This window comes from Pantoea sp. X-Soil-ISGK-275 (genome assembly GCF_059730795.1).
The window spans coordinates 179,706-206,302 of the sequence record NZ_AP035976.1 but is presented as its reverse complement, the minus strand read 5'-3'; the positions used below and the strand labels follow the sequence as shown (position 1 = coordinate 206,302).

Genomic DNA, 26,597 nt, shown 5'->3' with positions numbered 1-26,597 from the left:
TTAAGATGGGCTGTGTAAAACCGGCTCGCTGCGCGGACGAATCAATCCCGCGCGCGCCAACAGCCAGTAAAGCAATTTTGCCGCCCACATGCAGGCCGCAAAAATCAAACAAAAAAACACCACGCGCGAGCCGAAAGCATCCAGCCCTTCACGCGCCAGCACGATCATATTAAATACCGCGCCGAAGCAGAAGCTCTGCAAAATCGCCCCGCTGTAACGGTTGCTGGTATCACGGCCATACAGATAAAGGTTATCGAATCCTTTCATTAGCAGGCCAACAGCCACCGCACCGATTGGGATAAACCACACGCCGCCCATCACCACCAGCGAACCCAACAGCGTCGGCGAGATCGCCAACCCGGAATGGTTGTTTAGCACTTCCCAGGTAAAGTAGTTGGCGCTGTTGAGAATGGCTGCTGGACGTCCCGGCCACATCCAGCTGGGAATAAACACGTAGAAATCACGCCAAATCGGTGCCAGGCCCTGAAAATCGATCTTGTCGTAGTTCTGCAGTAACAGCGCCAGATTTTCCCACGGCGAGAAGGTGTCGCGCGTCAGATAAAGGAAAGTGTAAAACGCCTCATCACCCACCACGTCGAGGTTATAGCGACGCAGCGCCAGCCAGAACATGCCGCCGATTGCCATCACACCGGCGCCGACCAGCATCCACAACGTGATCCAGCCGCGCGTAATACCAATGAACAGGAACAGCGCGAAAGCGATGATGATATTGGCGCGCGTGCCGCCCACCAGCGCGTAAGTCAGCAAGCCAAATGCCACCGACACCAGCAAAAACCACAGCCATTGACGCTGGGTTGGCTTGAGGAAGTAGCGAATCAGCATCGCCGGAATAAAGAAGTAGAAGAAGCGTTTGAGCGCCACGCCGGACACTTCGCTGGAGAAAATCTGGTTGTAAGCCGAAAGCCGGAACAGCAGTAGGCCGTTGTGCATAAAGAACACCGTGACAGTGCCAATCGCCACCAGCGCCAGCAGCAAACAGGTCAGATTGGTTTCAACCCGATTCATCTGCAGCCAGGGCTTACGCGCAGGCGCATGGGCCGGCCGTAGCCGCACCTTGTAGCTGACGTAATAGATGGCATAAAAGCTGGTAGCGGCCAGCAGCGCCTGCAGCAGATATTCCGGCGGCACCACCGCCACGTTAAAGCGGAACACCAGCACGCTGGTCAGCGGGAAGCCGAAATAGAAGGTCAGCAAAAAGAGAATGGTGAAGAACAGGTGGAAGTTGAAACGCACCCGCTTAAATTCTCGCCAGGTTAGGGTCAGAATGAAACCCAGCGAAAACAGATAAACCACCAGCAGACCACTAAACTGCATCAGGCTCATGTTCTCTCCCTTTCACTCAGGGTAAGCGCGTCGCGCCAGCCTGCCAGATAGCCAGGGGCAAAAAAGGCAATCGATGCGTGATCACATTGCGCTAATTGTCGTTGCGCTTCGGCCACGCTGGCCGCATCCAGCGCATCTTCGCTAAACAGCACCGGCAAGCCTTGCTCGCTGAGATCGCGCCAGAACGGATTTTTGCGGTTCAGCACAAACGGAATATTGGCCTGAATCAGCAGGCATAGCGTACCAATGCCTTGCTGGCGCTCGAACATAAAATAGCCGAGCTGGCAGCGGCTAAGCAATGTCAGATAGGCATCAAAGTCGATCTTGTCGCGCAGCAACGTCACCTGCCCCGCCGGGAACAGGCGCTGTGCGGCAGCGCCAATCTCTTCGATGTAAGCGTGATTATTTTGCGGATAACCGAGCGGCACGACGATTTTTACCTGTTCGCCAAACTGCGCGCGGATCGCCTCCAATCCGGCAATGTGGCGATTACTGCGATCGCCGGAGTTACCGAGCAGGATAGTGAAATCAGGATTTTCCACCTGCGCGGGCGGCGCCACATCCGGCATGCGCGTCGGGAAGTAGAGCAGCGAAGCGGGAACGCGCGGATGGCGCTGCTGGAAATGGTACAAATCACCCCGCGTCGCAAACACGCGCGCCACGCGCCCCTGCGCCATTCTGCGCAGCAGATAAAACAGTTGATACTTGAGGCCGTGCCCTTCTTCATAAAGATCCGCGCCCCATACGTGCCAGAACGCCTGCTGACGACGCAGTTTGCCGCTCAGTAAGGCTAACCAAATGCTGGGATTAAACTGGCCGTGAAAGAAGAAACGCTGCGAGCGATCGGCGGCACGCGCTATCACCGCTTGCGCAAGCGCACGCTTGCTGGCAAAGGTTTCAATCTGCAATGAGCTATACGCCTGCAGCGTCTCGGGCGCGCTGGAAACCACCATAAATTGACGTGGTGCATCGCCTGGTAGCTCGGCGCTCATCACGTCATTAAAGAAGCGCAGCACCGTATGATTGTGATGCGGGATATCCGATCCCAATACGTGAAAAGTCGTCATTTTTTCCGGCAATAAATCATGAAGGCGCCACAACACAGGGCGAAATAGAGAACGTAGGTTGCCATGTAAGCCTGCGCGGCTCCGGCAGTCCCGTGCAGCGGAATCAACCAATGAGAAAAGCCGGTCAGCAGGGCAAACTGGCTGATTTCAGTCAGAATATAGAAGCGCAGCGACGCTTTGGCGATCACCAGATATCCGAAAACATAGGCGCCGACTTTAAACACATCTCCGCACAACTGCCAGACGAAAAGGTCACGCATCGGGCTGAACTGTGGCGAAAACAGCAGCCAGATAGCGACATCGCGTAGCAGCCATACACAGAAACTGGCCGCCGCGACGGCAGGTAATACAAAGCGCAGTGCACGCCCAATCTCACGCGCGATTTGCGGCTTTTGCTCCAGCCGCGCCAGCGTGGGCAGCAGCCAGACGCTGAAAGTGGCGGTGATAAATTGCAGATAAGCATCGGAAATGCTGGTCACGCCCTGCCATAAACCCACCTGCGACCAGCCTTGTTGCTCAGCCAGCAGATTTCGCATCATCACCCACGCCACCGGCAAGGTGAACGAGGTGATCAGCGCCATCAGCGTAAACTTCGCCAGATTGCGCGCCAGTTCGGGATGCCAGGTTGGCATCAGCCAGCTTAGCGGCAACTGATCGCGATGGCGACGCAGCATCAGCAATGCCGGAAACACCAGTAGCGCCGGTACCAGCGCCAATCCCACTAACGCACCGGCATAGCCGCTCAGCCACCAGCACAGCACATAACCCAGCACGCCCACTGCACTTCCAGCAATCAGCGCCAGCGCGTTACCGCGCGCATCGCGAAAACCTTTCAGCAACGCTAGCGTCAGGTTGGCCCAGGCAATACCGAGTTGCAGAAAGGCGACAATGCGCACCACGTTTGCATATTCAGCATGACCAAACAGCGCCGTGCTGATCGGCGACGCCGCCAGCAAAAACAGCAGCGCCAGCAGCGTTGAAAAGCCGAGCACAATCGCCGAAGCCGTGCCGGTGACCGCGCGTAACTGCTGTGGCTGTTGCTGATGTTGCGCGACTAGCGTAGTGACGCCGTTAAAGATGCCCGCGCCCGCCAGCACGCCGAGTACGGTAATCAACTGGCGGAAGTTACCGGCTTGCCCGATCCCTTCCGGCCCGAAACTCACCGCCAGCAGTTTCACTACCAGCAGGCCAGCAACGATTTTTACCAGCGTCGAAGCGGCGGTCCAGACTGAAGCTTTTGCTAATGACATCAGGCAAAGAAACTCAGCAGCGAACTGATCACCGTACGCTGATTGTTATCCGACAAGTTGTAGAACAGCGGCAGGCGCAGCAGGCGCTCGCTTTCACGCGTGGTAAAGGCATCATCACCGTGGAAGCGGCCAAAACGTTCACCCGCTGGCGACGAGTGCAGCGGGATGTAGTGGAACACCGTGAGGATTTCCGCCTCTTTCATCCAGTTGATCAGCGCCTGACGATCGTCGCTGTCGCGCAGCTTGATGTAGAACATGTGCGCATTGTGGCGGCAATTTTTTGGCACTACCGGCAACTCAATACGGCCGGCAGCTGCCAGCGGCTGGAGCGCATCGTAGTAGCGCTGCCATAAACGCAAACGCTGCTGATTAATCTGCTCCGCCGCTTCCAGCTGCGCCCACAAATAGGCTGCTTGCAGATCCGCCATCAAATAGCTGGAGCCGATATCGCGCCAGGTATATTTATCCACCTGACCACGGAAAAACTGGCTGCGATTAGTGCCTTTTTCACGAATGATCTCGGCCCGCTCCACCAGCTTCGCGTCATTAATCAGCGTTGCGCCGCCTTCACCGCCCGCGGTGTAGTTTTTGGTTTCGTGGAAGCTAAAGCAGCCAATATGACCAATGGTGCCCAGCGCGCGTCCTTTGTACTGCGACATCACGCCCTGCGCGGCATCCTCGATCACATAGAGTTTATGCTTCGCCGCCAGCGCCATGATGCTGTCCATCTCGCAGGCCACGCCCGCGTAATGTACTGGCACGATGGCGCGGGTTTTCGGCGTGATCGCCGCTTCAATCAGCGTTTCGTCGATATTCAACGTATCGGGACGCACGTCGACAAACACGATGGTCGCGCCGCGCAGCACAAAGGCGTTGGCGGTGGAGACGAAGGTATAGCTCGGCATGATCACTTCATCGCCAGGCTGCAGATCGATCAGCAGCGCTGCCATCTCCAGCGACGCGGTGCAGGATGGCGTCAGCAGCACTTTTTTGCTGCCGAAATGTTGTTCCATCCACTGCTGGCAGCGGCGAGTAAAGCCGCCATCGCCACACAGCTTGCCGCTGGCCATCGCCGACTGCATATATTCAACTTCGCTGCCGACAATCGGCGGCGCATTAAATGGAATCATGAGGCTTTCCTGTAGAACCAGTAAGCGGTGCTTTCCAGCCGCGCACCGCTGCGTAAATAGAGGCGCATCGCCGTGAGATTGCTGAGCTGGGTCGCCACGCGCAGATACGTTAGCTGACGCACGCGGCCCCAGTCGGCGGCAGCGAGCAGCAGGCGCTGGCCGACGCCGCAGCCTTGTGCGGCTGGCAATACCGCCAGCAGACCGATGCGCATTTCGCCGTCCACTTCGCGCATCGAGACAAAACCTTGCAGCGAGCCCTGCTCATCGCAGGCCACCAGACATTGATTATCAAAGGTGCCGCGCACGGCATTTTCAATCCACTGCGCGTAAAAACGACCGCTGTCCGCCGCAGCAAACCACGGTGCGCGGAAACGGCTTTGACTAAACGCCTGCGCAGCCGCTTCACGCAGTACCGGGATTTGTGCTTCCCGCGCAATACGCACGCCAACTTGCCGCTCGGTGTGTTTGATGCTGAGAGTGAGATCAGCTTCGCCTTCCACCAACTGAAAACCGTGCTGGCTCAGTGCATCAATGGCATCAACACGTTCAGCAGGCACCTTCACCTGCCACAGCGCATAAGGTTGCTGAAGCGCCTCGGCCAGCGGCAGATCGCCATCCAGCGACAAGCGCGCACTGTTCTGACCGAAGAAGTCATTTTCCCATTTAAGGGGATCAATATTGACGCGGACGGGCATTGTGAACATCCAGCAGATACTGGCCGTAGCCGGTTTTGGTTAGCGCCTGAGCGGCAGCTAAAAGCTGGGCATCGCTCAGCCAGCCGTTACGCCATGCAATCTCTTCCAGGCAGGCGATCTTAAAGCCCTGACGTTTTTCCACCGTCTGCACAAACATACTCGCCTCAATCAGGCTGTCGTGCGTGCCGGTATCCAGCCAGGCAAATCCGCGCCCCAGCAACTCTACTGAAAGCTCGCCCTGATCGAGATACATCTGGTTGATGGCGGTGATTTCCAGCTCACCCCGTTCGGAAGGTTTCACCTGTTTGGCAAACTCCACCACGCGGTTATCGTAAAAATAGAGGCCGGTTACCGCCCAGCGCGATTTCGGCTGCTGCGGTTTCTCTTCAATGGAGAGCGCGTTGAAATCGTCATCAAACTCCACCACGCCAAAACGTTCCGGATCCATCACCTGATAGGCAAAAACGGTCGCGCCGCTGCTGCGCGCGGCCACTTTCTTCAGTTTGGGGCTGAATCCCTGGCCGAAATAAAGATTGTCGCCCAGCACCAGACAACAGTGATCATTGCCGATAAAGGATTCACCAATAATAAACGCCTGCGCCAACCCATCCGGGCTCGGCTGCTCGGCATAGGCCAGCTGCAAACCGAATTCGCTGCCGTCGCCCAGCAGGCGTTCAAAGTGGGCACGATCTTCCGGCGTGGTGATGATCAGAATTTCACGGATTCCCGCCAGCATCAGTACCGACAGCGGATAGTAAATCATCGGCTTGTCGTACACCGGCAACAGCTGTTTCGAGATGGCGCGGGTGATCGGATGCAAACGCGTACCCGAACCACCGGCTAAAATGATGCCTTTCATCGCTGCTCCTTCATCATGGGTTTCAGCGCGGTGTGGCTAAGCCTAAACGCTCGCCACGATAGCTGCCATTAAGAATCGACCGCCACCATTGCGGATTGGCCAGATACCACTGCACCGTTTTGCGGATACCGCTCTCAAAGGTTTCCTGCGGTGTCCAACCCAGCTCGCGCGCGATTTTACTGGCGTCGATGGCGTAGCGCTGGTCGTGACCGGGACGATCGGTAACAAAGGTAATCAGATCACGATAACGAGCCAGATGCGGCGCACGCTGCTGCGGTGCCAGTTCATCCAGCAGATCGCACAGCGTTTCCACTACCTCAAGATTACGTCGTTCATTGTGGCCGCCAATATTGTAGGTTTCCCCCACTCTGCCGCTGCTCACCACGCTATACAGCGCCCGCGCGTGATCCTCTACGTACAGCCAGTCACGTATCTGGCTGCCATTGCCGTAAACCGGCAGCGGTTTGCCCGCCAGCGCATTGATGATAGTGAGCGGGATCAGCTTCTCCGGGAAATGATACGGACCGTAATTGTTAGAACAGTTGGTGATGATGACCGGCAAACCGTAAGTACGCAGCCAGGCGCGCACCAAGTGATCGCTGCTGGCTTTGGTCGCCGAATAGGGGCTGCTCGGCGCGTATGGCGTGGTTTCAGTAAAGAAGTCGTCGCTACCGTGCAGGTCACCAAACACTTCATCGGTGGAGATATGATGCAGAATGAAGCCTTTTTTGCGTTCATCTGCCATGCCATTCCAGTAATGACGTGCCGCTTCCAGCAGCTGATAGGTGCCGACAATATTGGTTTCGACGAAGGCGATTGGCCCATCGATCGAACGGTCAACATGGCTTTCCGCCGCCAGATGCATAATACAATCCGGCTGATACTGCGCCATAACGCGATCCAGCTCGGCGCGATGACAAATATCCACCTGCTCGAAAGCGAAACGTGCATCCTGTTGCACCGGTGCCAGCGACGCCAGATTGCCGGCATAGCTCAGCTTATCGACCACCACCACGCGGTGATCGGTGTGTTCAAGCAGAAAGCGCACCAGCGCCGAACCGATAAAACCTGCGCCGCCGGTGACCAGAAACTGTTTCATCGCCAAACGCCTTTGGTATCAACAATCCACGGCTGGGCAATCTGTGCCGCATCAATTGCGCGGAACTGGGCGTGATCAACCAGCATCACCAGAATATCCGCCTGCTGCAGCGCCACGTCAGTGGCAACCAGCGTGGCTTCATGTGCCAGACGTTGTGGAATGTCTTTCACATGCGGCTCAACCACCCAGGTTTTGCCGCTGTGCCATTCGGCAATCCGATGGGCGACGCTCATCGCCGGGCTTTCGCGCAGATCATCAATATTCGGTTTGAAGGCCAGGCCAAAGCAGGCAATGGTGACATCGCTGGCGCGTTTACCGCTGGCGGTAAGGCACTCTGCTAACGCCTGTTTTACCTGATCCAGCACCCAGCCTGGTTTGGCGTCATTCACTTCGCGCGCGGTGCGAATCAGTCGCGCCTGCTCGGGATTTTGCGCCACGATAAACCACGGATCGACGGCGATACAGTGCCCGCCGACGCCCGGTCCGGGTTGCAGGATGTTGACGCGCGGATGGCGATTCGCCAGCGCGATTAGCTCCCACACGTTGATGCCCTGCTCGGCGCAAATCAGCGACAGCTCATTGGCAAAGGCGATGTTCACATCGCGGAAGCTATTTTCGGTGAGTTTGCACATCTCGGCGGTGCGCGCATGGGTCTCCACACACGCGCCGCGCAGGAAAATGCGATACAACTCGCTGGCGCGTGCGGAACAGGCTGGCGTCATGCCGCCAATCACGCGATCGTTTTCCAGCAGTTCGACCATCACTTTGCCGGGCAACACGCGCTCCGGGCAGTAAGCGATAAACACATCGCACGCATCACCGTGCTGCGGGAAACGCAAATCGGGACGCGCCGCCGCCAGCCATTCCGCCATTTGCTCGGTGGCGCCCACCGGCGACGTCGATTCGAGGATCACCAGATCGCCCGCTTTTAACACGGGTGCAATCGACAGCGCCGCAGCCTGCACATAGCTGAGATCCGGCTGATGGTCGCCGATAAACGGCGTGGGCACGGCGATCAGGAACGCATCGGCGGCTTCGGCCTGCGTGGTGGCACGCAGATGACCGGCACGCACGGCTTCGCGCACCACATCACCCAACTCGGGTTCCACGATATGGATATCGCCGCGATTAATGGTTTCGACAGCGCGGACATTAATATCCACGCCAACGACTTTCTTTCCCTTTGAGGCAAAAACGGCCGCCGTTGGCAGCCCAATGTAGCCCAGTCCGATAACGGAAATGGTTTCAAAACGCATGGTTAGACTCTGTGTTGTTTTAGGGCCTGCAAGATGCGCGCGCAGGCATGGCCATCGCCATACGGATTGTGCGCGCGGCTCATTGCCTGCCAGGCTTCATCGTCCTGCAACAGCAGGCTGACTTCAGCGACAATTTTACTGATATCGGTGCCGACCAGTTTCACCGTGCCTGCGTCCACGGCTTCCGGACGCTCGGTGGTATCACGCATCACCAGCACCGGTTTACCCAGCGATGGCGCTTCTTCCTGAATGCCGCCGGAATCGGTAAGAATCAGCCATGAGCGATTCATCAGCCAGACAAACGGCAGATACTCTTGCGGCTCAATCAGGATGATGTTTTCAATGCCGCTGAGGATGCGATTGACCGGCTCGCTGACGTTGGGATTGAGGTGCACAGGATAGACAATTTGCACCTGCGGATGCTGGCGCGCGATGTGCGCCAGCGCACTGCAAATGCGTTCGAAGCCGTCGCCAAAACTTTCGCGGCGATGGCCCGTGACCAGAATCAGCTTTTTGTCGGCATCGAGGAACGGATAGCGCGCGGCAAGGCGCGCATTGAGATCGGCATCGTCCAGCACGCGGTCACGCACCCACAGCAGCGCATCAATCACTGTGTTGCCGGTGACAAAAATGCGCGCATCCGGCAGATTCTCACGCAGCAGGTTTTGCCGCGAATTTTGCGTCGGCGTGAAGTGATAGCTGGCAAGATGGCCGGTGAGCGTGCGATTGGCCTCTTCGGGCCACGGCGACATCAGGTTGCCGGTGCGTAATCCTGCTTCCACATGACCCACCGGAATCTGGTGATAAAACGCTGCCAGGCTCGCCGCAAACGTGGTGGTGGTATCGCCGTGCACTAACACCACATCCGGCTGGAAATCGGCCAGAACGGTTTTCATGCCCTGCAGAATGCGGCTGGTGATCTCCGTCAGCCCTTGTTCCGGACGCATGATATTCAGATCATAATCAGGCTGCAGCTGGAACAAACGCAGCACCTGATCGAGCATTTCACGATGTTGTGCGGTGACGCATAAGCGCGACTCGAACGCAGCATCCTGCGCCAGCGCCTGCACCAGCGGAGCCATTTTGATCGCTTCAGGACGCGTGCCAAATACCGTCAGAACTTTCACGTGGCTTCTCTTAATGGCTCGTTGCTAACGTTGAACGCGGACGACGCACCAGCGCCACTCCGGCACCGACCAGCGCGCCAATCACGCCCCACATGATCATCATAAACAGGCGGCGCGGACTGTCGCGCGACACCGGCTCTTCCGGGGTGCGCAAGTAGCGGTAAGTCTGGAATTGTTGATCCAGACGCGGCCCGGCCTGCAGCGTACTCAGCATCGCTTTGTTTTGATCATAGCTTAAATCGTAAGCAGGTCCGCTGGCTTGTAAAGTGTCGAGTTGCGCCTGCAGCATTTGCTGCCCGAGCAGGAAACGATCGCTGTCTGGCAGCGCCTCGCCGGTTGCCGGTGCCCGGTTCTCTTTGATGCCCTGCTCGCTCGCCACTTTCAGCGCCTGCTCGATGCGCTGGCGTTGACGTTCAAATACCGCCTGCGCCACTTCCTGCTGGCGATTAACCTGCGACGCCAACTGCACGCTGCGCGCCTGCCAGGCACCTTTCAGTTCTGCATTCAGATGACGCGCCGCACGTTCGCTGGCGTAGGCAATATATTGACGCAGCAGATTGTTGGCATCGCTGGCGGTTTCGGCGACCAGCTTGATGTTATCTAAGATATTGCGCGCCGGATCGGCAGCCGTGAACTGGATGTTGGTGATCAAATCATCAAGCAGCGCCGCATCGTTGTGCGCGTTGCCGCTTTTACGACTTTTGAAGTATTCAGTCTGCTGCCAGAAATCACGACGCGTATCCCAGGATGCCAGCTGCATGGTGAACTCCTGATAAACCTCATCCATCACGGTTGGGGCGGGCGAGCTGAGATTGAGCGTATTAGTGCGCACATCCAGATTATTGAGGAATTGTTGCTGCACGAAGAAATCACCCAACATATTCACCGTTGGACGATCGGTCACTGCCGTGGTGCTCCACGCTTGCTTCATTAACATCGATGCCAGCCAGGCGACCAGCGCAAACAGCAGCGCCAGACCGATGATCCAGCGTTTACCACGCCAGAGCGTGCAGCCAAGGCCACGCATATCCAGTTCGTTCTCCACAACGACAGAGGTCATAACAAAATCCTTATTTAGGCACTTACTTACCTGGAGTAATTATTGCCAGAAGTGGCCTTATTCCATCGACGTTTTAAGCGACGCAATCTACGTGCCATCCGCCAGGCATGCTTGATGCAATAGCCATAAAGAAGGAATGCCATTAAGAAAAGGACGAGCATGACCCATTCTGGAATGAAAGCGAGATATTCACCTAATACGCCAATACCCGCTAATAATGCGGCTGCAACGGTAATGAGTAAAAAAGCCTGTCGGGACGAAAATCCCGCTCGCATGATGAGATGGTGAATATGTTGCCTGTCTGCAGAAAAAGGACTCATCCCTTTACGTAAGCGACGGTACATAATCGCTATCATGTCCATCAAAGGTATGGCGATGAGCCAGAGCGCAGTAACCGGTGTTATCGGATGGCTAAGCCCTTGAGTCGTTTCTAACAATATCCAAATAATCGTAAAACCTATCATGGTGCTGCCAGCATCACCCATGAAGACCTTATAACGTCGTCCGAGAAATCCCAGATTAAGAAGTATGTAAGGGATGGTGGCTGCAATCATGGCAAAGCACCACATCGCAAGACTAAACATCCCATCAAAATAAAGGATGATGCCCATAGCGGCAAAGGTGACACATGAAAGGCCGCCAAGTAAGCCATCAATACCATCAACCATATTGAATGCATTAATTGCGGCCCAGACGGCAAAAAGGGTAAGTACGTATCCAAAAGGCCCAACGATAAATTCAACCGGACCAACAATAAATCCAAGGCTCAGGAGATATAACTTGGCGCCTACCATCATGACAACAGCAATTACCGCCTGTACGAAGGCACGAAATTTAACGCTAATGTCGAAACGGTCATCAAGAGCACCAACCAGAACCAAAATGCCAGCACATATCAGGTAGAGAAACCCGTTCGGCATATAGGATTTTGTAATCATAAAAGCAAAACAGACGCCTGCATAAACAGAGATCCCACCAACTAAAGGAATAACACCCTGATGTCTTTTCCTTAAGTTTGGCTTATCTACTAACCCTATCTTTTTCGCTACTTTTCGAGCGATGAAGATAAAGGCCAAAGAAAAAAGAAAAGTTAGACCAAGCTCTGTACTCATAGTGAGTAAATTCACATTAATGCTCTCAGCTAAAATCGTGGACAACAATATGCAAAACACCCGCCATTGCCGCATATCCCTATTCCGAATTCTGCTGCAGAAAAGCCTGATTGTTGAAAAAACAAACGCATCTCTGCCACAGTCATTATAAAAGCTTCCTGACTGCGCTAATCCTAATGCCCATAAATAAAAAACGCCACGTTAAGACGTGGCGTTAGCAATATTTCCTGGCAAATTGTGCGAATCACCGCTTGGCTTAGCGACTCGCCGATCGCAACTTAGGAACGCTTCATCATATCGAAGAATTCGTCGTTGGTTTTGGTCATGGCCAGTTTGTTGATGAGGAACTCCATCGCGTCGATTTCACCCATTGGATGGATGATTTTGCGCAGGATCCACATTTTCTGCAGCTCTTCCTGTGTGGTGAGCAGCTCTTCTTTACGGGTACCGGAACGATTGTAATCAATCGCTGGGAATACACGCTTCTCAGCGATTTTACGCGAGAGGTGCAATTCCATGTTACCTGTACCTTTAAACTCTTCGTAAATCACTTCGTCCATCTTCGAACCGGTATCAACCAGCGCGGTCGCGATGATGGTCAGGCTGCCGCCCTCTTCCACGTTACGTGCCGCACCGAAGAAACGCTTCGGACGATGCAAGGCGTTGGCATCCACACCACCAGTCAGGACTTTACCTGATGCTGGAACCACGGTGTTGTAGGCACGCGCCAGACGCGTGATGGAGTCAAGCAGGATGATCACGTCTTTCTTGTGCTCAACCAGGCGCTTGGCCTTCTCGATCACCATCTCAGCAACCTGCACGTGACGTGATGCTGGCTCATCAAAGGTCGAAGCGATAACTTCACCTTTAACCAGACGCTGCATCTCGGTCACTTCTTCTGGACGTTCGTCAATCAGCAGCACCATCAGCAGGCAATCTGGATAGTTGTAAGCGATGCTCTGCGCGATGTTCTGCAGCAGCATGGTTTTACCCGCTTTCGGCGGCGCCACAATCAGACCACGTTGACCACGACCAATCGGAGAAGCCAGATCCAGCACGCGTGCAGTCAGGTCTTCAGTCGAGCCATTACCGCGTTCCATACGCATACGCTTGCTGGCGTGCAGCGGCGTAAGGTTTTCGAACAGAATCTTGTTACGCGCGTTTTCCGGCTTGTCGTAGTTAACTTCGTTAACTTTCAACAGCGCAAAGTAACGTTCACCTTCTTTTGGCGGGCGAATCTTGCCAGAAATGGTGTCACCAGTGCGGAGGTTGAAACGGCGGATTTGGCTAGGAGAGACGTAGATATCATCAGGACCGGCGAGGTAGGAGCTATCTCCAGAACGGAGGAAACCAAATCCGTCCTGCAATATCTCCAGCACACCATCACCAAAGATGTCTTCGCCGCTTTTTGCGTGCTGTTTCAGGATAGAGAAAATAATATCCTGCTTGCGCATACGCGCCTGGTTTTCCAGCCCCATATTTTCGCCGAGGGTAATCAGCTCAGAAACCGGCGTATTCTTTAATTCGGTAAGATTCATAGTGATGGGTTCTTAAACTCGGGGTAATTCTCGAAATGATTGTCGTGAGTGGTATGGCAAAAATTCCATGCCTGTTAATGGCTCTTTTTCAACTCAGCTCGACGATTATCGTCAGATGTGGCGATAGGAAACGAGGAGACGGTCGAAAGATGATGCCGAATGTGCTAGTCATCAGATTGCCAAACCACGATAACGTTCATTGCGAGTAGGGTCTGACAAGGGAAAACTTAGATGCAAACTACAAGGTAAGAGCGTAATGCAGTGAACTCAACTTAACACGCTTAAAGTGAGACGTCCAGCAGTGGCGAAAAAATTCACCACTGCCGAACAAACACCCTGCTGGGCTTAGGCCAGGTTGGCGTTCAGGAACTCTTTCAACTGTCCTTTAGACAGTGCGCCAACCTTGGTTGCCGCCACTTCGCCGTTCTTGAACAGCAGCAGAGTTGGGATACCGCGGATGCCGTATTTCGGCGCCGTACCCGGGTTGTCATCAATATTCAACTTAGCGATGGTAAGTTTACCTTCGTACTCTTCTGCGACTTCGTCGAGAATTGGGGCGATCATTTTGCAAGGACCACACCATTCAGCCCAGAAATCAACCAGAGTGACACCGTCTGCTTTCAGTACGTCTGTGTCGAAACTGTCATCGGTCAAGTGAACGATCTTATCGCTGCTCATGTTTAACTCCAAAAGATTGCGCCTGGCGAATTGGCGGAAATGATACCAACGTAGGTTGACTTTATTTCATCGGATACGCTTTCGTAAAGCGCTAGTAAGCTGATATTCTACCACACTATGAGCAAAACACACTTAACTGAACAGAAGTTTTCCGACTTCGCCCTGCACCCTCAGGTGATAGAAGCCCTTGATACTAAAGGCTTTAGCCACTGCACGCCTATTCAGGCGCTCGCGTTGCCTCTTACGCTTACAGGGCGTGATGTTGCGGGTCAGGCGCAAACCGGTACCGGCAAAACGATGGCGTTTCTTACGTCAACGTTTCATTATCTTCTTTCTCATCCTGCCGCAGAAGGTCGCCAGACTAATCAGCCACGTGCGCTGATCATGGCCCCGACGCGTGAGCTCGCCGTACAAATCCATGCCGATGCTGAACCATTAGCGAAGGTCACTGGCTTAAAGCTGGGCCTGGCTTATGGTGGCGACGGCTACGATAAACAGCTGAAAGTGCTGGCTGATGGTGTCGATATTCTGGTGGGCACCACCGGACGTCTGATCGACTACGCCAAGCAGAACCATGTCAACCTGGGCGCGATTCAGGTTGTTGTGCTGGATGAAGCCGATCGCATGTTCGATCTCGGCTTTATTAAAGACATTCGTTGGCTGTTCCGCCGCATGCCGCCGGCCACCCAACGCCTGAGTATGCTGTTCTCTGCGACCTTGTCTTACCGCGTGCGTGAACTGGCATTTGAGCACATGAACAACGCCGAATACGTGGAAGTTGAGCCCGAGCAGAAAACCGGCCACCGCATTAAAGAAGAGCTTTTCTATCCTTCGAATGAAGAGAAAATGCGCTTGCTGCAGACGTTGGTAGAAGAAGAGTGGCCAGATCGCGCCATCATCTTTGCTAACACCAAGCACCGCTGCGAAGACATTTGGGGCCATCTGGCTGCCGATGGTCATCGCGTGGGTCTGCTGACCGGTGATGTGGCGCAGAAAAAACGTCTGCGTATTCTCGACGACTTCACCAAAGGCGATGTGGATATCCTGGTTGCCACCGACGTCGCGGCACGTGGTCTGCACATTCCTGCCGTCACGCATGTGTTCAACTACGATCTGCCTGACGATCGCGAAGACTACGTTCACCGTATCGGCCGCACTGGCCGCGCGGGCGCCAGCGGTCACTCCATCAGCCTGGCATGCGAAGAGTACGCGCTGAACCTGCCGGCAATCGAAGAGTACATCGGTCACGGTATTCCGGTGAGCAAGTACAACAGCGATGCCTTGCTGAATGAACTGCCACCGCCGAAGCGTCTGCAACGCAGTCGTTCAGGAAACGGTCCACGCCGTGGCGGGAACAACAATAACCGTCGGAGCGGCGCGCCGCGCAATAGCAACCGTAAACGTTCGGGTTAAGCACACCATGCTAAGCGCATCGTCACTTTATGCAGCGATTGATTTAGGTTCTAACAGCTTTCATATGTTGGTGGTGCGCGAGGTGTCTGGCAGCATTCAGACCGTCGCGCGGATAAAGCGCAAAGTGCGTCTGGCGGCTGGCCTCGACAAAGCGAATCATCTCTCTGCCGAGGCGATGCAACGCGGCTGGCAGTGCCTGAAGTTGTTCTCCGAACAGCTACAGGATATTCCTGCGGAACAAATCCGCGTGGTGGCAACCGCCACGCTGCGCCTTGCTGAAAATGCGCAGGATTTCCTCACAACGGCAGAACAGATTCTTGGCTGCGCGGTGAATGTCATCAGCGGCGAAGAAGAAGCGCGCCTGATTTATCAGGGCGTGGCGCATACCACCGGTGGTTCCGATCAGCGTTTAGTGGTTGATATCGGCGGCGGCAGCACCGAACTGGTGACCGGCGAAGGTTCGCATGCCACCACGCTGTTCAGCTTGTCGATGGGCTGCGTAACCTGGCTTGAACGCTATTTCAGCGATCGTCATCTGGCAAAAGAGAATTTTGAGCAGGCCGAACTGGCCGCGCGCGAGATGATCCGTCCGGTGGCCGCTGCGCTGCGCGAGAAAGGCTGGCAAATCTGTGTCGGCGCGTCAGGCACCGTACAAGCGTTGCAGGAAATTATGATGGCGCAGGGCATGGATGAGCGCATCACCCTGAGCAAGCTGCAACAGTTGAAACAACGCGCGATTCAGTGCGGCAAGCTGGAAGAGCTGGAAATTGAAGGATTGACGCTGGAGCGCGCTTTAGTGTTCCCGAGCGGTTTATCGATCCTCATCGCTATCTTCCAGGAACTGAGCATTGAAGGTATGACGCTGGCCGGTGGCGCCCTGCGCGAAGGCTTAGTGTATGGCATGCTGCATCTGCCGGTTGATCGCGATATCCGCAGCCGCACATTGCAGAACGTGCAGCGTCGTTTTGCCATTGATATTGATCAGGCCGGTCGTGTGCGTCAGTTGGCGGAGAGCTTCTTCCGTCAGGTGAGCAGCAGCTGGAAGCTGGATAACCGATGTCGCGATCTACTCCTTAGCGCCTGTTCTATCCACGAAATTGGCCTGAGCGTCGATTTCCGCCAGGCACCGCAGCACGCCGCTTACCTGATTCGTCATCTCGATCTTCCTGGCTTCACTCCCGCGCAGAAAAAAATGCTGGCTTGCCTGCTGCAGAACCAAAGCGGCAGCATCGATTTGGCCTTGCTGACCCAGCAAAATGCCGTACCGCCGCGCATGGCGGAGCGTTTAAGTCGTTTGCTACGCTTAGCGATTATCTTCTCAAGTCGCCGTCGCGATGACACTTTGCCTGCCGTGCGTTTACAGGCGGATGATGATGCGCTGCATTTGACGCTGCCAGCCGGTTGGCGCGAAGTGCATCCATTGCGTTCTGAGCTGCTGGAGCAGGAGAGTCATTATCAGTCGTACGTGCACTGGTTATTGACGATTTCCTGATTTGGCATGTGCTGGCTGCCCCCCATCCCGACCTTCCCCCGCAAGCGGGGGAAGGAGATGCTGCCACATGCAGCTCCATCACTGACATGTGGCAGCATCTTCCTCCCCCATTAATGGGGGAGGACCGAGGAGGGGGACTGCAAGCACGGACTAAGAACTCAACCCTTCTTCGCATTCTCCAGCATCGCCCTTAACCCGGCGACACGCGTCTGTCCGGTCTTAACGCGCTCTTCTGCGCTCACCACTTTTTTCTCGCGCTCCCACACCACATCGTCCTGCGGTAACTCCAGCAGGAAGCGGCTCGGTTCCGGGCGCATCAGCTCGCCGTACTGACGGCGTTCACGGCACAGCGTAAAGGTCAGCTCTTTCTGCGCTCGCGTAATCCCCACGTAAGCCAGACGTCGCTCTTCTTCGATATTGTTCTCATCGATACTGCTCTGGTGCGGCAATAAGCCCTCTTCCATGCCGACCAGATAGACATACGGGAACTCCAGCCCTTTTGAGGCGTGCAACGTCATCAGCTGTACCTGATCGAGCTCCTCATCGCTCTCACCGCGCTCCATCATGTCGCGCAGCGTAAAGCGCGTCACCACCTGCGCCAGCGTCATCGGTTCGTTCAGCTCATCGCCTTCCAGCATCTCGGTCATCCACTGGAACAGCAGATTAACGTTCTTCATACGCATCTCAGCCGCTTTCGGGCTGGGCGAGGTTTCAAACAGCCAGCTTTCGTAGTCGATGCCGCGAATCAGGTCGCGCACCGCATTAACCGGCTCACGTTCGGTCAGCTGGACGATCTCATTCAACCAGTGCGTAAAGCGCTGCAAATGCTCGAGCCCGCGCCCGCTCAGCGTTTGTTCGAGTCCCATATCGAAGCTGGCATTATACAGGCTTTTATTGCGCAGGTTGGCCCATTCGCCCAGTTTTTGCAGCGTTGCCGGACCAATCTCACGGCGCGGCGTATTCACGATACGCAGAAACGCGCTGTCATCTTCCTGATTGGTCAGCACACGCAGGTAGGCCAGCAAATCTTTGATTTCCGGACGCGAGAAGAACGACGTACCGCCTGAGATACGATACGGAATACGGTTCTGCATCAGCTGCTTCTCAAACACCCGCGACTGATGGTTGCCGCGATAGAGAATGGCGTAATCTTTGTAGGCGGTTTTGTTGATGAAGTGATGCGCGATCAGTTCGCCCGCCACGCGTTCCGCTTCGTGATCTTCGTTATTAGCGCTCAGCACCTTCAGCTCGCTGCCCTGCCCCAGTTCTGAGAACAGGCGTTTCTCGAACACGTGCGGATTGTTGGCGATAAGGATGTTGGCCGATTTCAGGATGCGCTGCGTCGAGCGATAATTCTGCTCCAGCTTCACCACTTCCAGCGCCGGGAAATCCTGTTGCAGCAGCACCAGGTTTTGCGGACGCGCGCCGCGCCACGAATAAATCGACTGATCGTCATCGCCCACCACGGTAAAGCGCGCCCGCGCACCCACCAGCAGCTTCACCAGCTCATATTGGCTGGTGTTGGTATCCTGATACTCATCCACCAACAGATAGCGAATGCGCTGCTGCCAGCGTTCGCGCACTTCGTGATTGCGCTGCAGCAGCAGCGTTGGCAGCGCGATTAAGTCGTCGAAATCCAGCACGTTGCAGGATTTCAGGTGTTGATCATACAGCTGATAACAGTGCGCAAAAATCTGGTCGCGCTGCGATTGCGCCAAACCCGCTGCGCCCTGCGGATCGACCAAATCGTTCTTCCAGTTGGAGATGGTGGAAATCAGCTGCTGTAACAGTGTTTTGTCCTCTTCCAGCCACTGTTTGGTCAGGTCTTTGAGCAAAGCCAGCTGATCCTGATCGTCGAACAGCGAGAAGCTGGCTTTCATTCCCAGCGCCTTATATTCGCGTTTGATGATCTCCAATCCCAGCGTATGGAAGGTGGAAATCATCAGGCCACGCGCCTCTTTACGCCCCAGCGTTTGCGCCACACGCTCTTTCATCTCGCGCGAGGCTTTATTGGTAAAGGTCACGGCGGCGATATGGCGCGCCTGATAGCCACATTCGCGGATCAGGTGGGCGATTTTGTTGGTGATCACGCGGGTTTTACCCGAGCCAGCACCGGCCAGCACCAGACAAGGACCGGTGACAAATTCGACAGCTCGTTGTTGGCCGGGGTTTAAACGCATAACGGAATTCGCTCAGTGGGATCAAAAGAAACAGGGTTATAATGGCCGGATTATACACATTAGGACTTCATCATGGCGAAAACCGCGGCGGCTTTACATATCCTCGTGAAAGAGGAAGCGCAGGCCAAATCCCTGCTGGCGCAGCTTGAAAAAGGCGCGAACTTCCAGCAGCTGGCAAAGAAACACTCTACCTGCCCATCCGGACGCAACGGCGGTGATTTGGGTGAGTTCCGTAAAGGACAAATGGTGCCGGCATTTGACAAGGCGGTCTTCTCATGTCCGCTGCTACAGCCTTACGGACCGGTGAAAACCGCCTTTGGTTACCACATCATCAAAGTGCTGTGGCGTAACTGATTACTTCTGATTCTTCATCTGCTGCAGCACATTACTGCACTGATTGTCGTCAGTATCGCTAGGCGAAATCAGTGCGATCAACGCGGCGGCGGGAGCAACCACCGCCCCGAGCGCCACCGCTGCGGCACCGCGTGCAATCAGCGGTCCGGCTTTCACCCCGGCATCCGGATTTTTAAAGGTGCCGCGCACATACAGCGGCGAACGCAGCGTGATGATGCGGATCCCTTTACTCTCCGGATTGATCGACAAGTCCATGCGTTCATTCGCGAAGTTGACGTTGCCCGTCACGTTGATCACCGCATTCTCGGTATCCAGCAGGAACAGTTTCGGCGTCGCTAAGCCTTGACGAATATTCATATCGGTCGCCGCGCAGTTGATCTTCACTTCATCATCGCCGAACAGCTTGCCTACCACATAGTTACCGACGTTCAGTCCGGCAATCTCCATCAGGCTGCGACTGATCAGGCCATCATTCATCAGTAGCTTCAGTTCGCCATTGCTGGTGCCGAGCAGATCCGCCACCGAATTGCCGGTGCCGCTCAGCGAGGCATCGCCGTTGAGCTGGCCCAAACTGTTCTGCATCGCCGTGACATCCGGGAACAGCTGACGCAGACGCAGCTTACGCGCGTGCAAATCGGCACGTCCGCGCATCGGGCTGCGGTCGCCCTCCAGATGAATGGTGGAGTTGATGCTGCCGCCGGCCATACCGAAGCGCAGCGGATCGAGCAACAGGTCGCCGTTTTTCAGCTGCAGATGCGTATAGAGATCGCTGAGCGGCAGCTTGCTGCTGTGTTCGATGCGTTTGCCGCTGAACTTCACATCCGCATCCATCACATCCCAGCTCTTGGTATCGAACTTGTCATGCGGCAGAACGCGATCGGCGGGCTGCGTTGAGGCATCGCCACGTTGCGCTTTGGCCTGCTGCGTTTTCTCGCTACCTTTGCCCGAGTTGACGCCAATCAGCGGCCCCAAATCTTCCATCCGCAATTGGTTTGAGGTCAGTTCACCGGTCAAGGTTGGGCGCGGTTTGGCCTGACGATAAACGAGGGAGCCGTGAATATCGCTGTCGCCGATGTGGCCGTTAAACTTCTCGTAGCGGAACAGCGGCCCTTTCTCCTCATTGAAACGCGCAATCAAATGGCCGTCAGTTTCGTACGGCGGCGTATCAGGCAGCAGCACGCCCGTCAGGCCATACAGATTCGCCAGCGTATCGCCCGCGAAGCGCAGGCGCACATCCAGCCCGCCGAGATTGAGCGGGTCCTGCAAGGTACCGTCAATACGTACGCGCGTGGTGCCATTACGCACATCCACCTGCAGCGGGAACGGCGTGGTTTTACTGCGCAGCGATAGCATGCCGCCAATTTTGCCGTCGCCATCCAGCTTCTGATTGTTGTAGGTGCCGTTCGCCTGCCAGCCAAAGACAAAATCACCCGCGCCTTTCTGCTGATCGTCACCGCCCGCTACCTGTGCGTACGGCACCGGTCTGCCCAGCGGATTGATGGTTACCGTGACATCGGCCTTATTGACGGCGTCGCGATAGCGCACTTGTCCCTGATCGAACAGAATGTTGTCGAGGCGGAAGGACCAGGCAGAAGGCGCGGCGTTAGCATCGCTGTTCTGGCTGCTGGCGAGATCAAAGGTCCAGTTATTCTTTTTATCAGCGGTTTGCACCAGCCGCGCATCCGGCTTTTGCATCTTGATCCACGGCAGGTAGATCTGCTGATGCAGCAGCGCCAGCGGCGCAATCGTCGCTTCAACGCGCTGCAGATGCACCATGGTGACATCAGGAATGGATGGCGGATTACCGAGCATCACATCGTCGGCATGCACCTGCGGCCACGGCACCCAGCTGCGCCAGCCAGGTTCTTCGCGATTGCGAACCCAGGCCACGCCGAGATCGCCGCGAATCGCGAAAGGTCGGTTCAGTTCGGCCGAAACTTTTTGATTAATCGTAGGTTTCAGGCGGTTCCAGTCAAAGGTGGCGATGATCACCACAATCACTACAACCAATAACAAAAAAATCCCGAACACCCAGCTCAGGATCTTTCGAGTACGTGACATATTGCTTCCTCCTTGCCCTTCCACGTCTGACTAAGGATAGTCGAGACGTCGCGGAACGGGATCAGGGAAGCTCAAGTGCCATACGTTCCAGCTCGCTAAACGGCACCGGACGCGAGAAGAAGTAGCCCTGCGCTGCCATGGCTGGCGAGCTGCGTACCTGTTGCCACTCCTCTTCGGTTTCTACACCTTCGACGATGACGCCGTTGCAATAACGGTTAATCAACGCCAGCAGCATCGAGAACATTGAGCGGCCTTCATCGGTGGCACGCAGCAGCATAAACAGCTCGCGCGAGAGTTTGATGTAGTCGTAACGCAGTTCGGTCAGCGCCGAGAAGTTCGCCATGCCGGAGCCAAAATCATCCAGCCACAGCGGCCCGAGTTCCGGCATCTTGGCGACCATCTCTTCCTGCGGCAACGCATGATGCTCCGTCAGTTCGAAGCGCACCCACGGCAGCTGCGCGATCAGCGTGCGAATCGACTCATGCTGCTCAATCTCCATCAACGTTGGACCGTCGATATTCACCGACGCCACCAGCTGACGCTGATTGAAAAACGCTGACCATGTTATCAGCAGCTCAAGTTGTTCCTGGACGACACCGAGCCGCTGCGCGATAGTCAGTGCTTCAAAGTAGTCTTCGGGCGACAGCCTTTTCTCTGGCGCGGAGGGATGAGTCACCGCCGTCAGTAATTCAATGGCCAGCAAGCGGCCTGAGACCTGGTAAATCGGCTGGAAAGTATAGAATCGTTGGCATTTCTGCCAGAAGAGACGCGTTTCCTGTTGTTGCTCCAGTTCATTTGAAACAGGCAGCCGATGACTCAAATTCTTCATCACCATGGTTTTTTCCTGGTTGGTGTCGAGTGCCTGCAAATAGCATCTCAGCGGCAAGTATCGGCGATCGCCGGGATAACTTTATCAATCTCGTTAGTCCCATGAAGAGTTGAGTGTAACAGCGTGCGCCGCGCTTAATCGGCAAAACAAAACGCGCTTTGGCCGTTAAATCGCCGTAGCGTAGGCGGTTTACTGCCTTAAGTTAAATCAAAACATCGTTTTAAAAACCATTGACGACTGCCATACCAGACGCGAGACTAAGGCAGAATTCACTATAGGCCGAAGACCATGACGCAGAAGAAAATCGCCATTATTGGCGAATGCATGATTGAGCTGTCCGAGAAAGGTGAGAACATCAAACGCGGTTTTGGCGGCGATACGCTGAACACGGCGGTGTATCTGGCGCGTCAGTCAGATAAACAGCTGCGTGTCGATTATGTCACCGCACTCGGCACCGACAGCTTCAGTGACCAGATGATCGCCGCCTGGCAGCAGGAAAAGGTCGAAACCGCGCTGGTTCAGCGCCTCGACAATAAAATGCCGGGTTTGTACTTCATCGAAACCGACGACCACGGCGAGCGGACCTTCTGGTACTGGCGCAACGACGCCGCCGCCCGTTTCTGGCTGGACAGCACCCAAGCAGACCTGATTTGCCAGCAGCTGGCACACTACGATTATCTCTATTTGAGCGGCATCAGCCTGGCGATTCTGCCAGCGGCCAGTCGCGACAAATTGATGGCGCTGCTCAGCACCTGTCGTCAGAACGGCGGCAAGGTGATTTTCGACAACAACTATCGGCCGCGCTTGTGGGCCGATAAAGCCAGCGCCCAGCAGGCGTATGCCGAGATGCTGCGCCATACCGACATGGCATTCCTGACGCTCGACGACGAAGATTTGCTGTGGGGCGAGCAGCCGCTGGATGCGGTGATTGCCCGCACACGCGCTGCGGGCGTGCAGGAGATTGCCATTAAACGCGGTGCGGATTCCTGTCTGGTGGCGGTCGGCGATGAGCCACTGCGCGAAGTCGCCGCCATCAAGCTGGCGAAAGAGAAAGTGATCGATACCACCGCGGCTGGCGACTCCTTCAGCGCCGGTTATCTGGCGGTGCGTTTAGCCGGAGGAAGCGCCGAAGATGCCGCCGCACGCGGTCATCTCACCGCCAGCACGGTGATCCAGCATCGCGGCGCGATTATCCCGCTCAGCGCGATGCCGAAATGACATAACCACCTGCACCAACCGTAGCGGCGCAATTTGTTGCGCGATGAATCGCGCCGCTAAAAATCTCTGCGCCATTTATTACCTGTGCTAACCAACCCGCCCGCGCAGTTTGCCTTAACGCAGCATTTTTCCCTGCCAATTTCCGCTAATCACCTGACTCATCCACTTCTGTAACAAAACCCGTATTGCTTCTTCAATCACGCTAATCAGATCGATTTAAATTCAATGCGTTATGGCACGAAATCTGGCCGCCAGGCATAGTCCGAAACTGGCTAAATCGGCGGTTTTCGGCTGGACGCCAGCTGCAAAAGAGACCATGTTTTAATCAATAACAGCAGGACGCTGTTACTCCGGCCGCGAAAAAAATAACGGCAACATGACTCGCTCAGGACTGACTTATGCACACAGAAATCATCAACATCTGGCCACACGGTGATGCGCCAGGCGCGAGCGATTCGCGCGCTCAGCCGCAGATCGTCGATCTCGCCAAAGAATACGAACCTTATGACCGCGCCGCCACCGGCGTGCGCTGCCCGGAGATTGCTATCTGGCATCCGGAAACCTCCAACGGCATCACGCTGCTGGTGGCGCCGGGCGGCGGTTATCAGCGGGTATTGATCGACCGTGAAGGCAGCGCGCTCGCCACCTTCTTCACGTCAATGGGCTACACGCTGGCGGTGATGACCTATCGCCTGCCGTATGACGGTCACCATGAAGGTCCAGACGCGCCGCTGGCTGATGCGCAGCGTGCGGTGCGCGTGCTGCGTGAACGTGCGCAGCGCGGGTTGAACGGCAAATATATCGTGATGATGGGCTTCTCGGCGGGCGGACACGTTGCTGCCAGCCTCGGCACGCGCTTTGGCGAGAAACTCTATCCGGTGCAGGATCAGGCCGACAGCTTTACGCCGCGCCCGGATGCGATGGTGCTGCTTTATCCGGTGATCAGTATGCGTGAAGGTCTGGCGCATGAAGGTGCACGCACCCGCTTGCTTGGCGCATGGCCGGATCAAAAGATGGTTGATGCTTATTCGCTGGAGACGCGCGTACACGCACAAACGCCACCGACGCTGCTGATTCACGCTTCCGATGATGAGTCGGTTTCGGTGAACAACAGCATGGTATTCTTCAGCGCGCTGCGTGAGCACAAAGTGCCGGTGGAGATTCACTTTTACCAAAAAGGCGGCCACGGATTTGGTATCCGTGGCGTGGCAGATTTACCTTTGGCGAGCTGGCCGATGCTCGTCACCGAATGGCTCAGAGCGAAGACCTGAACATCAGGATGATGGCGCGGTCTGTTCCGCCGCGCCTGCGCTGCTATCCGGCTTCACGTCTTCCGGGCTAGCCGGCGCCGCTGGCGGTACCGGTAGCTTCATCACTTTATCCCAGCCTTCCTGCAGCATCTTCACGTTGGTCTCGGCTTCACCCTGCGGCTGAATCAGCACCATGGTCAGTTCCTGCGACAATTGCTGACGCAGCTCCTGATTCAACTGGTCACGCGTCATCTCGCCGAGGAACGTCTGACGCAGCTTTTGATACTGCTCAGGCGCGATGTCCACGACCGAATTTTGCTGCGAGCGCAGACGCTGGCCCATCAGAATATCAGTATCGGTGCGGGCGTAAGTGGCAAACAGCTTGTTGAGCTCCAGTAGCTTCTGCGCCATCAGCGCATCAAACTCCTCCTGCGGTAACCCTTTGTCGCGCACCGCCGCCAGCTCTTTCGCCACTTGGTTCATATTCTGCGGCAAAGAGGCGTTTGGGCTGTCCATGTTGATCGAGCACTGCGCGCGTTGATAGAGCACACGGCAATCGAAACCAACCTGCACGCTTTGCGCTTTGCTGTCAGCCAGCGCCCGCTGCACATGCCAGAACAGCGCTTCACGCGCTAAATCGCTCTGCCAGTAGCGCTGCAAATTCTGCGAATCGCGAATCGGCTGCCATGCGGTGTCCCACACCAGCGACAGGCGATCCTGACTCATGCCGCCATTCACCAGATTCACCGGCTGATGCGGCAGCGGTGACAGCGTCGGTAGCGCGGCAGGTGCCACGCGCTTGCCTTTCAGCGGCGCGAAGGCTTTGTTGATCTGCTCCGCCATACTGCGGCTATCGACGTTACCCACCACGTACAGCGTCATGCCATCGGGCGTGTACCACTGCTGATAGAAGCTGTTGAGCTGGGCGATATCCACCGGCGCGCGCGGTTGCTCGCCCGGATCGTGCGCCAGCATCGCCGAGCCTTTCAGGCGATAGCGCCACCACACGTCCTGGGTATTGGCGGGCCAGGTGGCAATCGGATCGGTGGCCGTTAACGCGGTAGCCACCACTTGCTCATTGATTGTCATTTTCCCGGCGGTCGCCGCCAGCCAGCTGAGCGCTTCTTTCAGCAGATCAGGGCGGTTATTCGGCAAGCTCAGGTTGTATTGGGTGTAATCGTACGAGGAGATGGCAGGCGGCAGCGGACGTTGTGGATCCATGGCTTGCTGCCACAGCGCGCGTTGCTGATTGGTGTCCAGCGTGGCGTTATGCACCATCGCTAAACGCGGTAAAAGATGGCTATAGCCCGTTTGTTGCGCACTCTCCACCAGCGAACCGGTGTTAACAATCAGGCGCAGTTCAATACGATCGCTTGGACGTTGTGGTGTGGTCAGCAGCTGCCAGCTAAAACCATTGTCCAGTTTGCCTTCCTGCCAGGCGGGATCGGGTTGGAGCGTCTCGGCGTGCACGCCAAAACCGGACGCTGCCAGTAGCAATCCGCCAACCAAAAGCCGAATTCTGGTGCCCTGCATGTGAACCCCTACTCAAACAGATCAACGCTCGTTAACGCGGCATGTTCGGCCA

22 protein-coding genes are annotated in these 26,597 nt (G+C 55.8%); 5 read left to right on the top strand and 17 right to left on the bottom strand.

The annotated features are described in order from the left end of the window. The 13 genes from wzyE to trxA all read right to left on the bottom strand — a co-directional run bounded on the left by wzyE (position 1) and on the right by trxA (position 14,215). Positions 1-1,344 carry an ECA oligosaccharide polymerase gene (gene wzyE / locus AC6I8A_RS00900; protein WP_265301672.1) on the bottom strand — a complete coding sequence of 448 codons (1,344 nt, stop codon included), beginning with the start codon at positions 1,342-1,344 and terminating at the stop codon, positions 1-3. Further along, the gene (wecF, locus tag AC6I8A_RS00895; RefSeq protein WP_293795715.1) at positions 1,341-2,411 is read right to left on the bottom strand and encodes a TDP-N-acetylfucosamine:lipid II N-acetylfucosaminyltransferase; all 1,071 of its coding nucleotides are present in this window, start codon (positions 2,409-2,411) and stop codon (positions 1,341-1,343) included. The genes wzyE and wecF overlap by 4 nt, the downstream gene beginning before the upstream one ends. After that, complete coding sequence (gene wzxE / locus AC6I8A_RS00890) at positions 2,408-3,661, bottom strand: lipid III flippase WzxE (protein ID WP_497817890.1); 1,254 nt, start codon at positions 3,659-3,661, stop codon at positions 2,408-2,410. The genes wecF and wzxE overlap by 4 nt, the downstream gene beginning before the upstream one ends. Beyond that, positions 3,661-4,791: a dTDP-4-amino-4,6-dideoxygalactose transaminase gene (gene rffA, locus AC6I8A_RS00885; protein ID WP_497817889.1), complete on the bottom strand. Its 1,131-nt coding sequence runs from the start codon at positions 4,789-4,791 to the stop codon at positions 3,661-3,663. Before rffA ends, wzxE begins: the two co-directional genes overlap by 1 nt. Continuing rightward, the gene (gene rffC / locus AC6I8A_RS00880; protein ID WP_497817888.1) at positions 4,788-5,486 is read right to left on the bottom strand and encodes a dTDP-4-amino-4,6-dideoxy-D-galactose acyltransferase; all 699 of its coding nucleotides are present in this window, start codon (positions 5,484-5,486) and stop codon (positions 4,788-4,790) included. The genes rffA and rffC overlap by 4 nt, the downstream gene beginning before the upstream one ends. Then, positions 5,464-6,345: a glucose-1-phosphate thymidylyltransferase RfbA gene (rfbA, locus tag AC6I8A_RS00875; RefSeq protein WP_265301661.1), complete on the bottom strand. Its 882-nt coding sequence runs from the start codon at positions 6,343-6,345 to the stop codon at positions 5,464-5,466. Before rfbA ends, rffC begins: the two co-directional genes overlap by 23 nt. Positions 6,346-6,367: 22 nt before the next feature. Beyond that, entirely contained in the window at positions 6,368-7,444 is a 1,077-nt protein-coding gene (rfbB, locus tag AC6I8A_RS00870) for a dTDP-glucose 4,6-dehydratase (protein WP_265301659.1), read from the bottom strand. Continuing rightward, positions 7,441-8,700 carry a UDP-N-acetyl-D-mannosamine dehydrogenase gene (wecC, locus tag AC6I8A_RS00865; RefSeq protein ID WP_497817887.1) on the bottom strand — a complete coding sequence of 420 codons (1,260 nt, stop codon included), beginning with the start codon at positions 8,698-8,700 and terminating at the stop codon, positions 7,441-7,443. The genes rfbB and wecC overlap by 4 nt, the downstream gene beginning before the upstream one ends. 2 nt (positions 8,701-8,702) lie before the next feature. Next, complete coding sequence (gene wecB / locus AC6I8A_RS00860; protein WP_179452834.1) at positions 8,703-9,827, bottom strand: non-hydrolyzing UDP-N-acetylglucosamine 2-epimerase; 1,125 nt, start codon at positions 9,825-9,827, stop codon at positions 8,703-8,705. Between the two features lie 10 nt (positions 9,828-9,837). Then, positions 9,838-10,887 (bottom strand): ECA polysaccharide chain length modulation protein, encoded by a 1,050-nt coding sequence (gene wzzE, locus AC6I8A_RS00855; protein WP_265301654.1) that lies wholly within the window; start codon positions 10,885-10,887, stop codon positions 9,838-9,840. 26 nt (positions 10,888-10,913) lie between these two features. Further along, on the bottom strand, positions 10,914-11,999 hold the full coding sequence (gene wecA, locus AC6I8A_RS00850; protein ID WP_256698023.1) for a UDP-N-acetylglucosamine--undecaprenyl-phosphate N-acetylglucosaminephosphotransferase: 1,086 nt from the start codon (positions 11,997-11,999) through the stop codon (positions 10,914-10,916). A gap of 278 nt (positions 12,000-12,277) precedes the next feature. Continuing rightward, positions 12,278-13,537 carry a transcription termination factor Rho gene (gene rho, locus AC6I8A_RS00845; protein ID WP_008105744.1) on the bottom strand — a complete coding sequence of 420 codons (1,260 nt, stop codon included), beginning with the start codon at positions 13,535-13,537 and terminating at the stop codon, positions 12,278-12,280. Positions 13,538-13,882: 345 nt separating this feature from the next. Further along, entirely contained in the window at positions 13,883-14,215 is a 333-nt protein-coding gene (gene trxA / locus AC6I8A_RS00840) for a thioredoxin TrxA (RefSeq protein WP_008105741.1), read from the bottom strand. Positions 14,216-14,332: 117 nt separating this feature from the next. Here trxA and rhlB point away from each other — a divergent pair, with 117 nt between their 5' ends. After that, positions 14,333-15,628, top strand: coding sequence for an ATP-dependent RNA helicase RhlB (gene rhlB / locus AC6I8A_RS00835; RefSeq protein ID WP_256698022.1), 1,296 nt, complete (start codon positions 14,333-14,335; stop codon positions 15,626-15,628). 7 nt (positions 15,629-15,635) lie between these two features. Next, positions 15,636-17,120, top strand: a complete 1,485-nt coding sequence (gppA, locus tag AC6I8A_RS00830; RefSeq protein ID WP_256698021.1) for a guanosine-5'-triphosphate,3'-diphosphate diphosphatase — start codon at positions 15,636-15,638, stop codon at positions 17,118-17,120. Between the two features lie 158 nt (positions 17,121-17,278). Here gppA and rep read toward each other — a convergent pair whose 3' ends face one another. Further along, positions 17,279-19,300 carry a DNA helicase Rep gene (rep, locus tag AC6I8A_RS00825; protein ID WP_256698020.1) on the bottom strand — a complete coding sequence of 674 codons (2,022 nt, stop codon included), beginning with the start codon at positions 19,298-19,300 and terminating at the stop codon, positions 17,279-17,281. A gap of 72 nt (positions 19,301-19,372) precedes the next feature. On the opposite strand from rep, the gene ppiC reads away from it, so the two are divergent. Next, entirely contained in the window at positions 19,373-19,654 is a 282-nt protein-coding gene (ppiC, locus tag AC6I8A_RS00820) for a peptidylprolyl isomerase PpiC (protein ID WP_008105734.1), read from the top strand. On the opposite strand, the gene AC6I8A_RS00815 is transcribed toward ppiC, so the two are convergent. Both AC6I8A_RS00815 and pdeH read right to left on the bottom strand, forming a co-directional pair. Continuing rightward, the gene (locus AC6I8A_RS00815) at positions 19,655-21,715 is read right to left on the bottom strand and encodes an AsmA family protein (protein WP_497817886.1); all 2,061 of its coding nucleotides are present in this window, start codon (positions 21,713-21,715) and stop codon (positions 19,655-19,657) included. A gap of 61 nt (positions 21,716-21,776) precedes the next feature. After that, positions 21,777-22,550 carry a cyclic-guanylate-specific phosphodiesterase gene (gene pdeH, locus AC6I8A_RS00810; RefSeq protein ID WP_497817885.1) on the bottom strand — a complete coding sequence of 258 codons (774 nt, stop codon included), beginning with the start codon at positions 22,548-22,550 and terminating at the stop codon, positions 21,777-21,779. A gap of 282 nt (positions 22,551-22,832) precedes the next feature. Between pdeH and kdgK the strand changes: the two genes are divergently transcribed. Further along, positions 22,833-23,762: a 2-dehydro-3-deoxygluconokinase gene (gene kdgK, locus AC6I8A_RS00805; RefSeq protein WP_497817884.1), complete on the top strand. Its 930-nt coding sequence runs from the start codon at positions 22,833-22,835 to the stop codon at positions 23,760-23,762. A 398-nt stretch (positions 23,763-24,160) separates the two neighbouring features. Further along, on the top strand, positions 24,161-25,033 hold the full coding sequence (locus AC6I8A_RS00800; RefSeq protein WP_137384896.1) for an alpha/beta hydrolase: 873 nt from the start codon (positions 24,161-24,163) through the stop codon (positions 25,031-25,033). A 3-nt stretch (positions 25,034-25,036) separates the two neighbouring features. Here AC6I8A_RS00800 and AC6I8A_RS00795 read toward each other — a convergent pair whose 3' ends face one another. Next, positions 25,037-26,545 carry a M16 family metallopeptidase gene (locus tag AC6I8A_RS00795; protein ID WP_256698014.1) on the bottom strand — a complete coding sequence of 503 codons (1,509 nt, stop codon included), beginning with the start codon at positions 26,543-26,545 and terminating at the stop codon, positions 25,037-25,039. Positions 26,546-26,597: the final 52 nt, after the last annotated feature.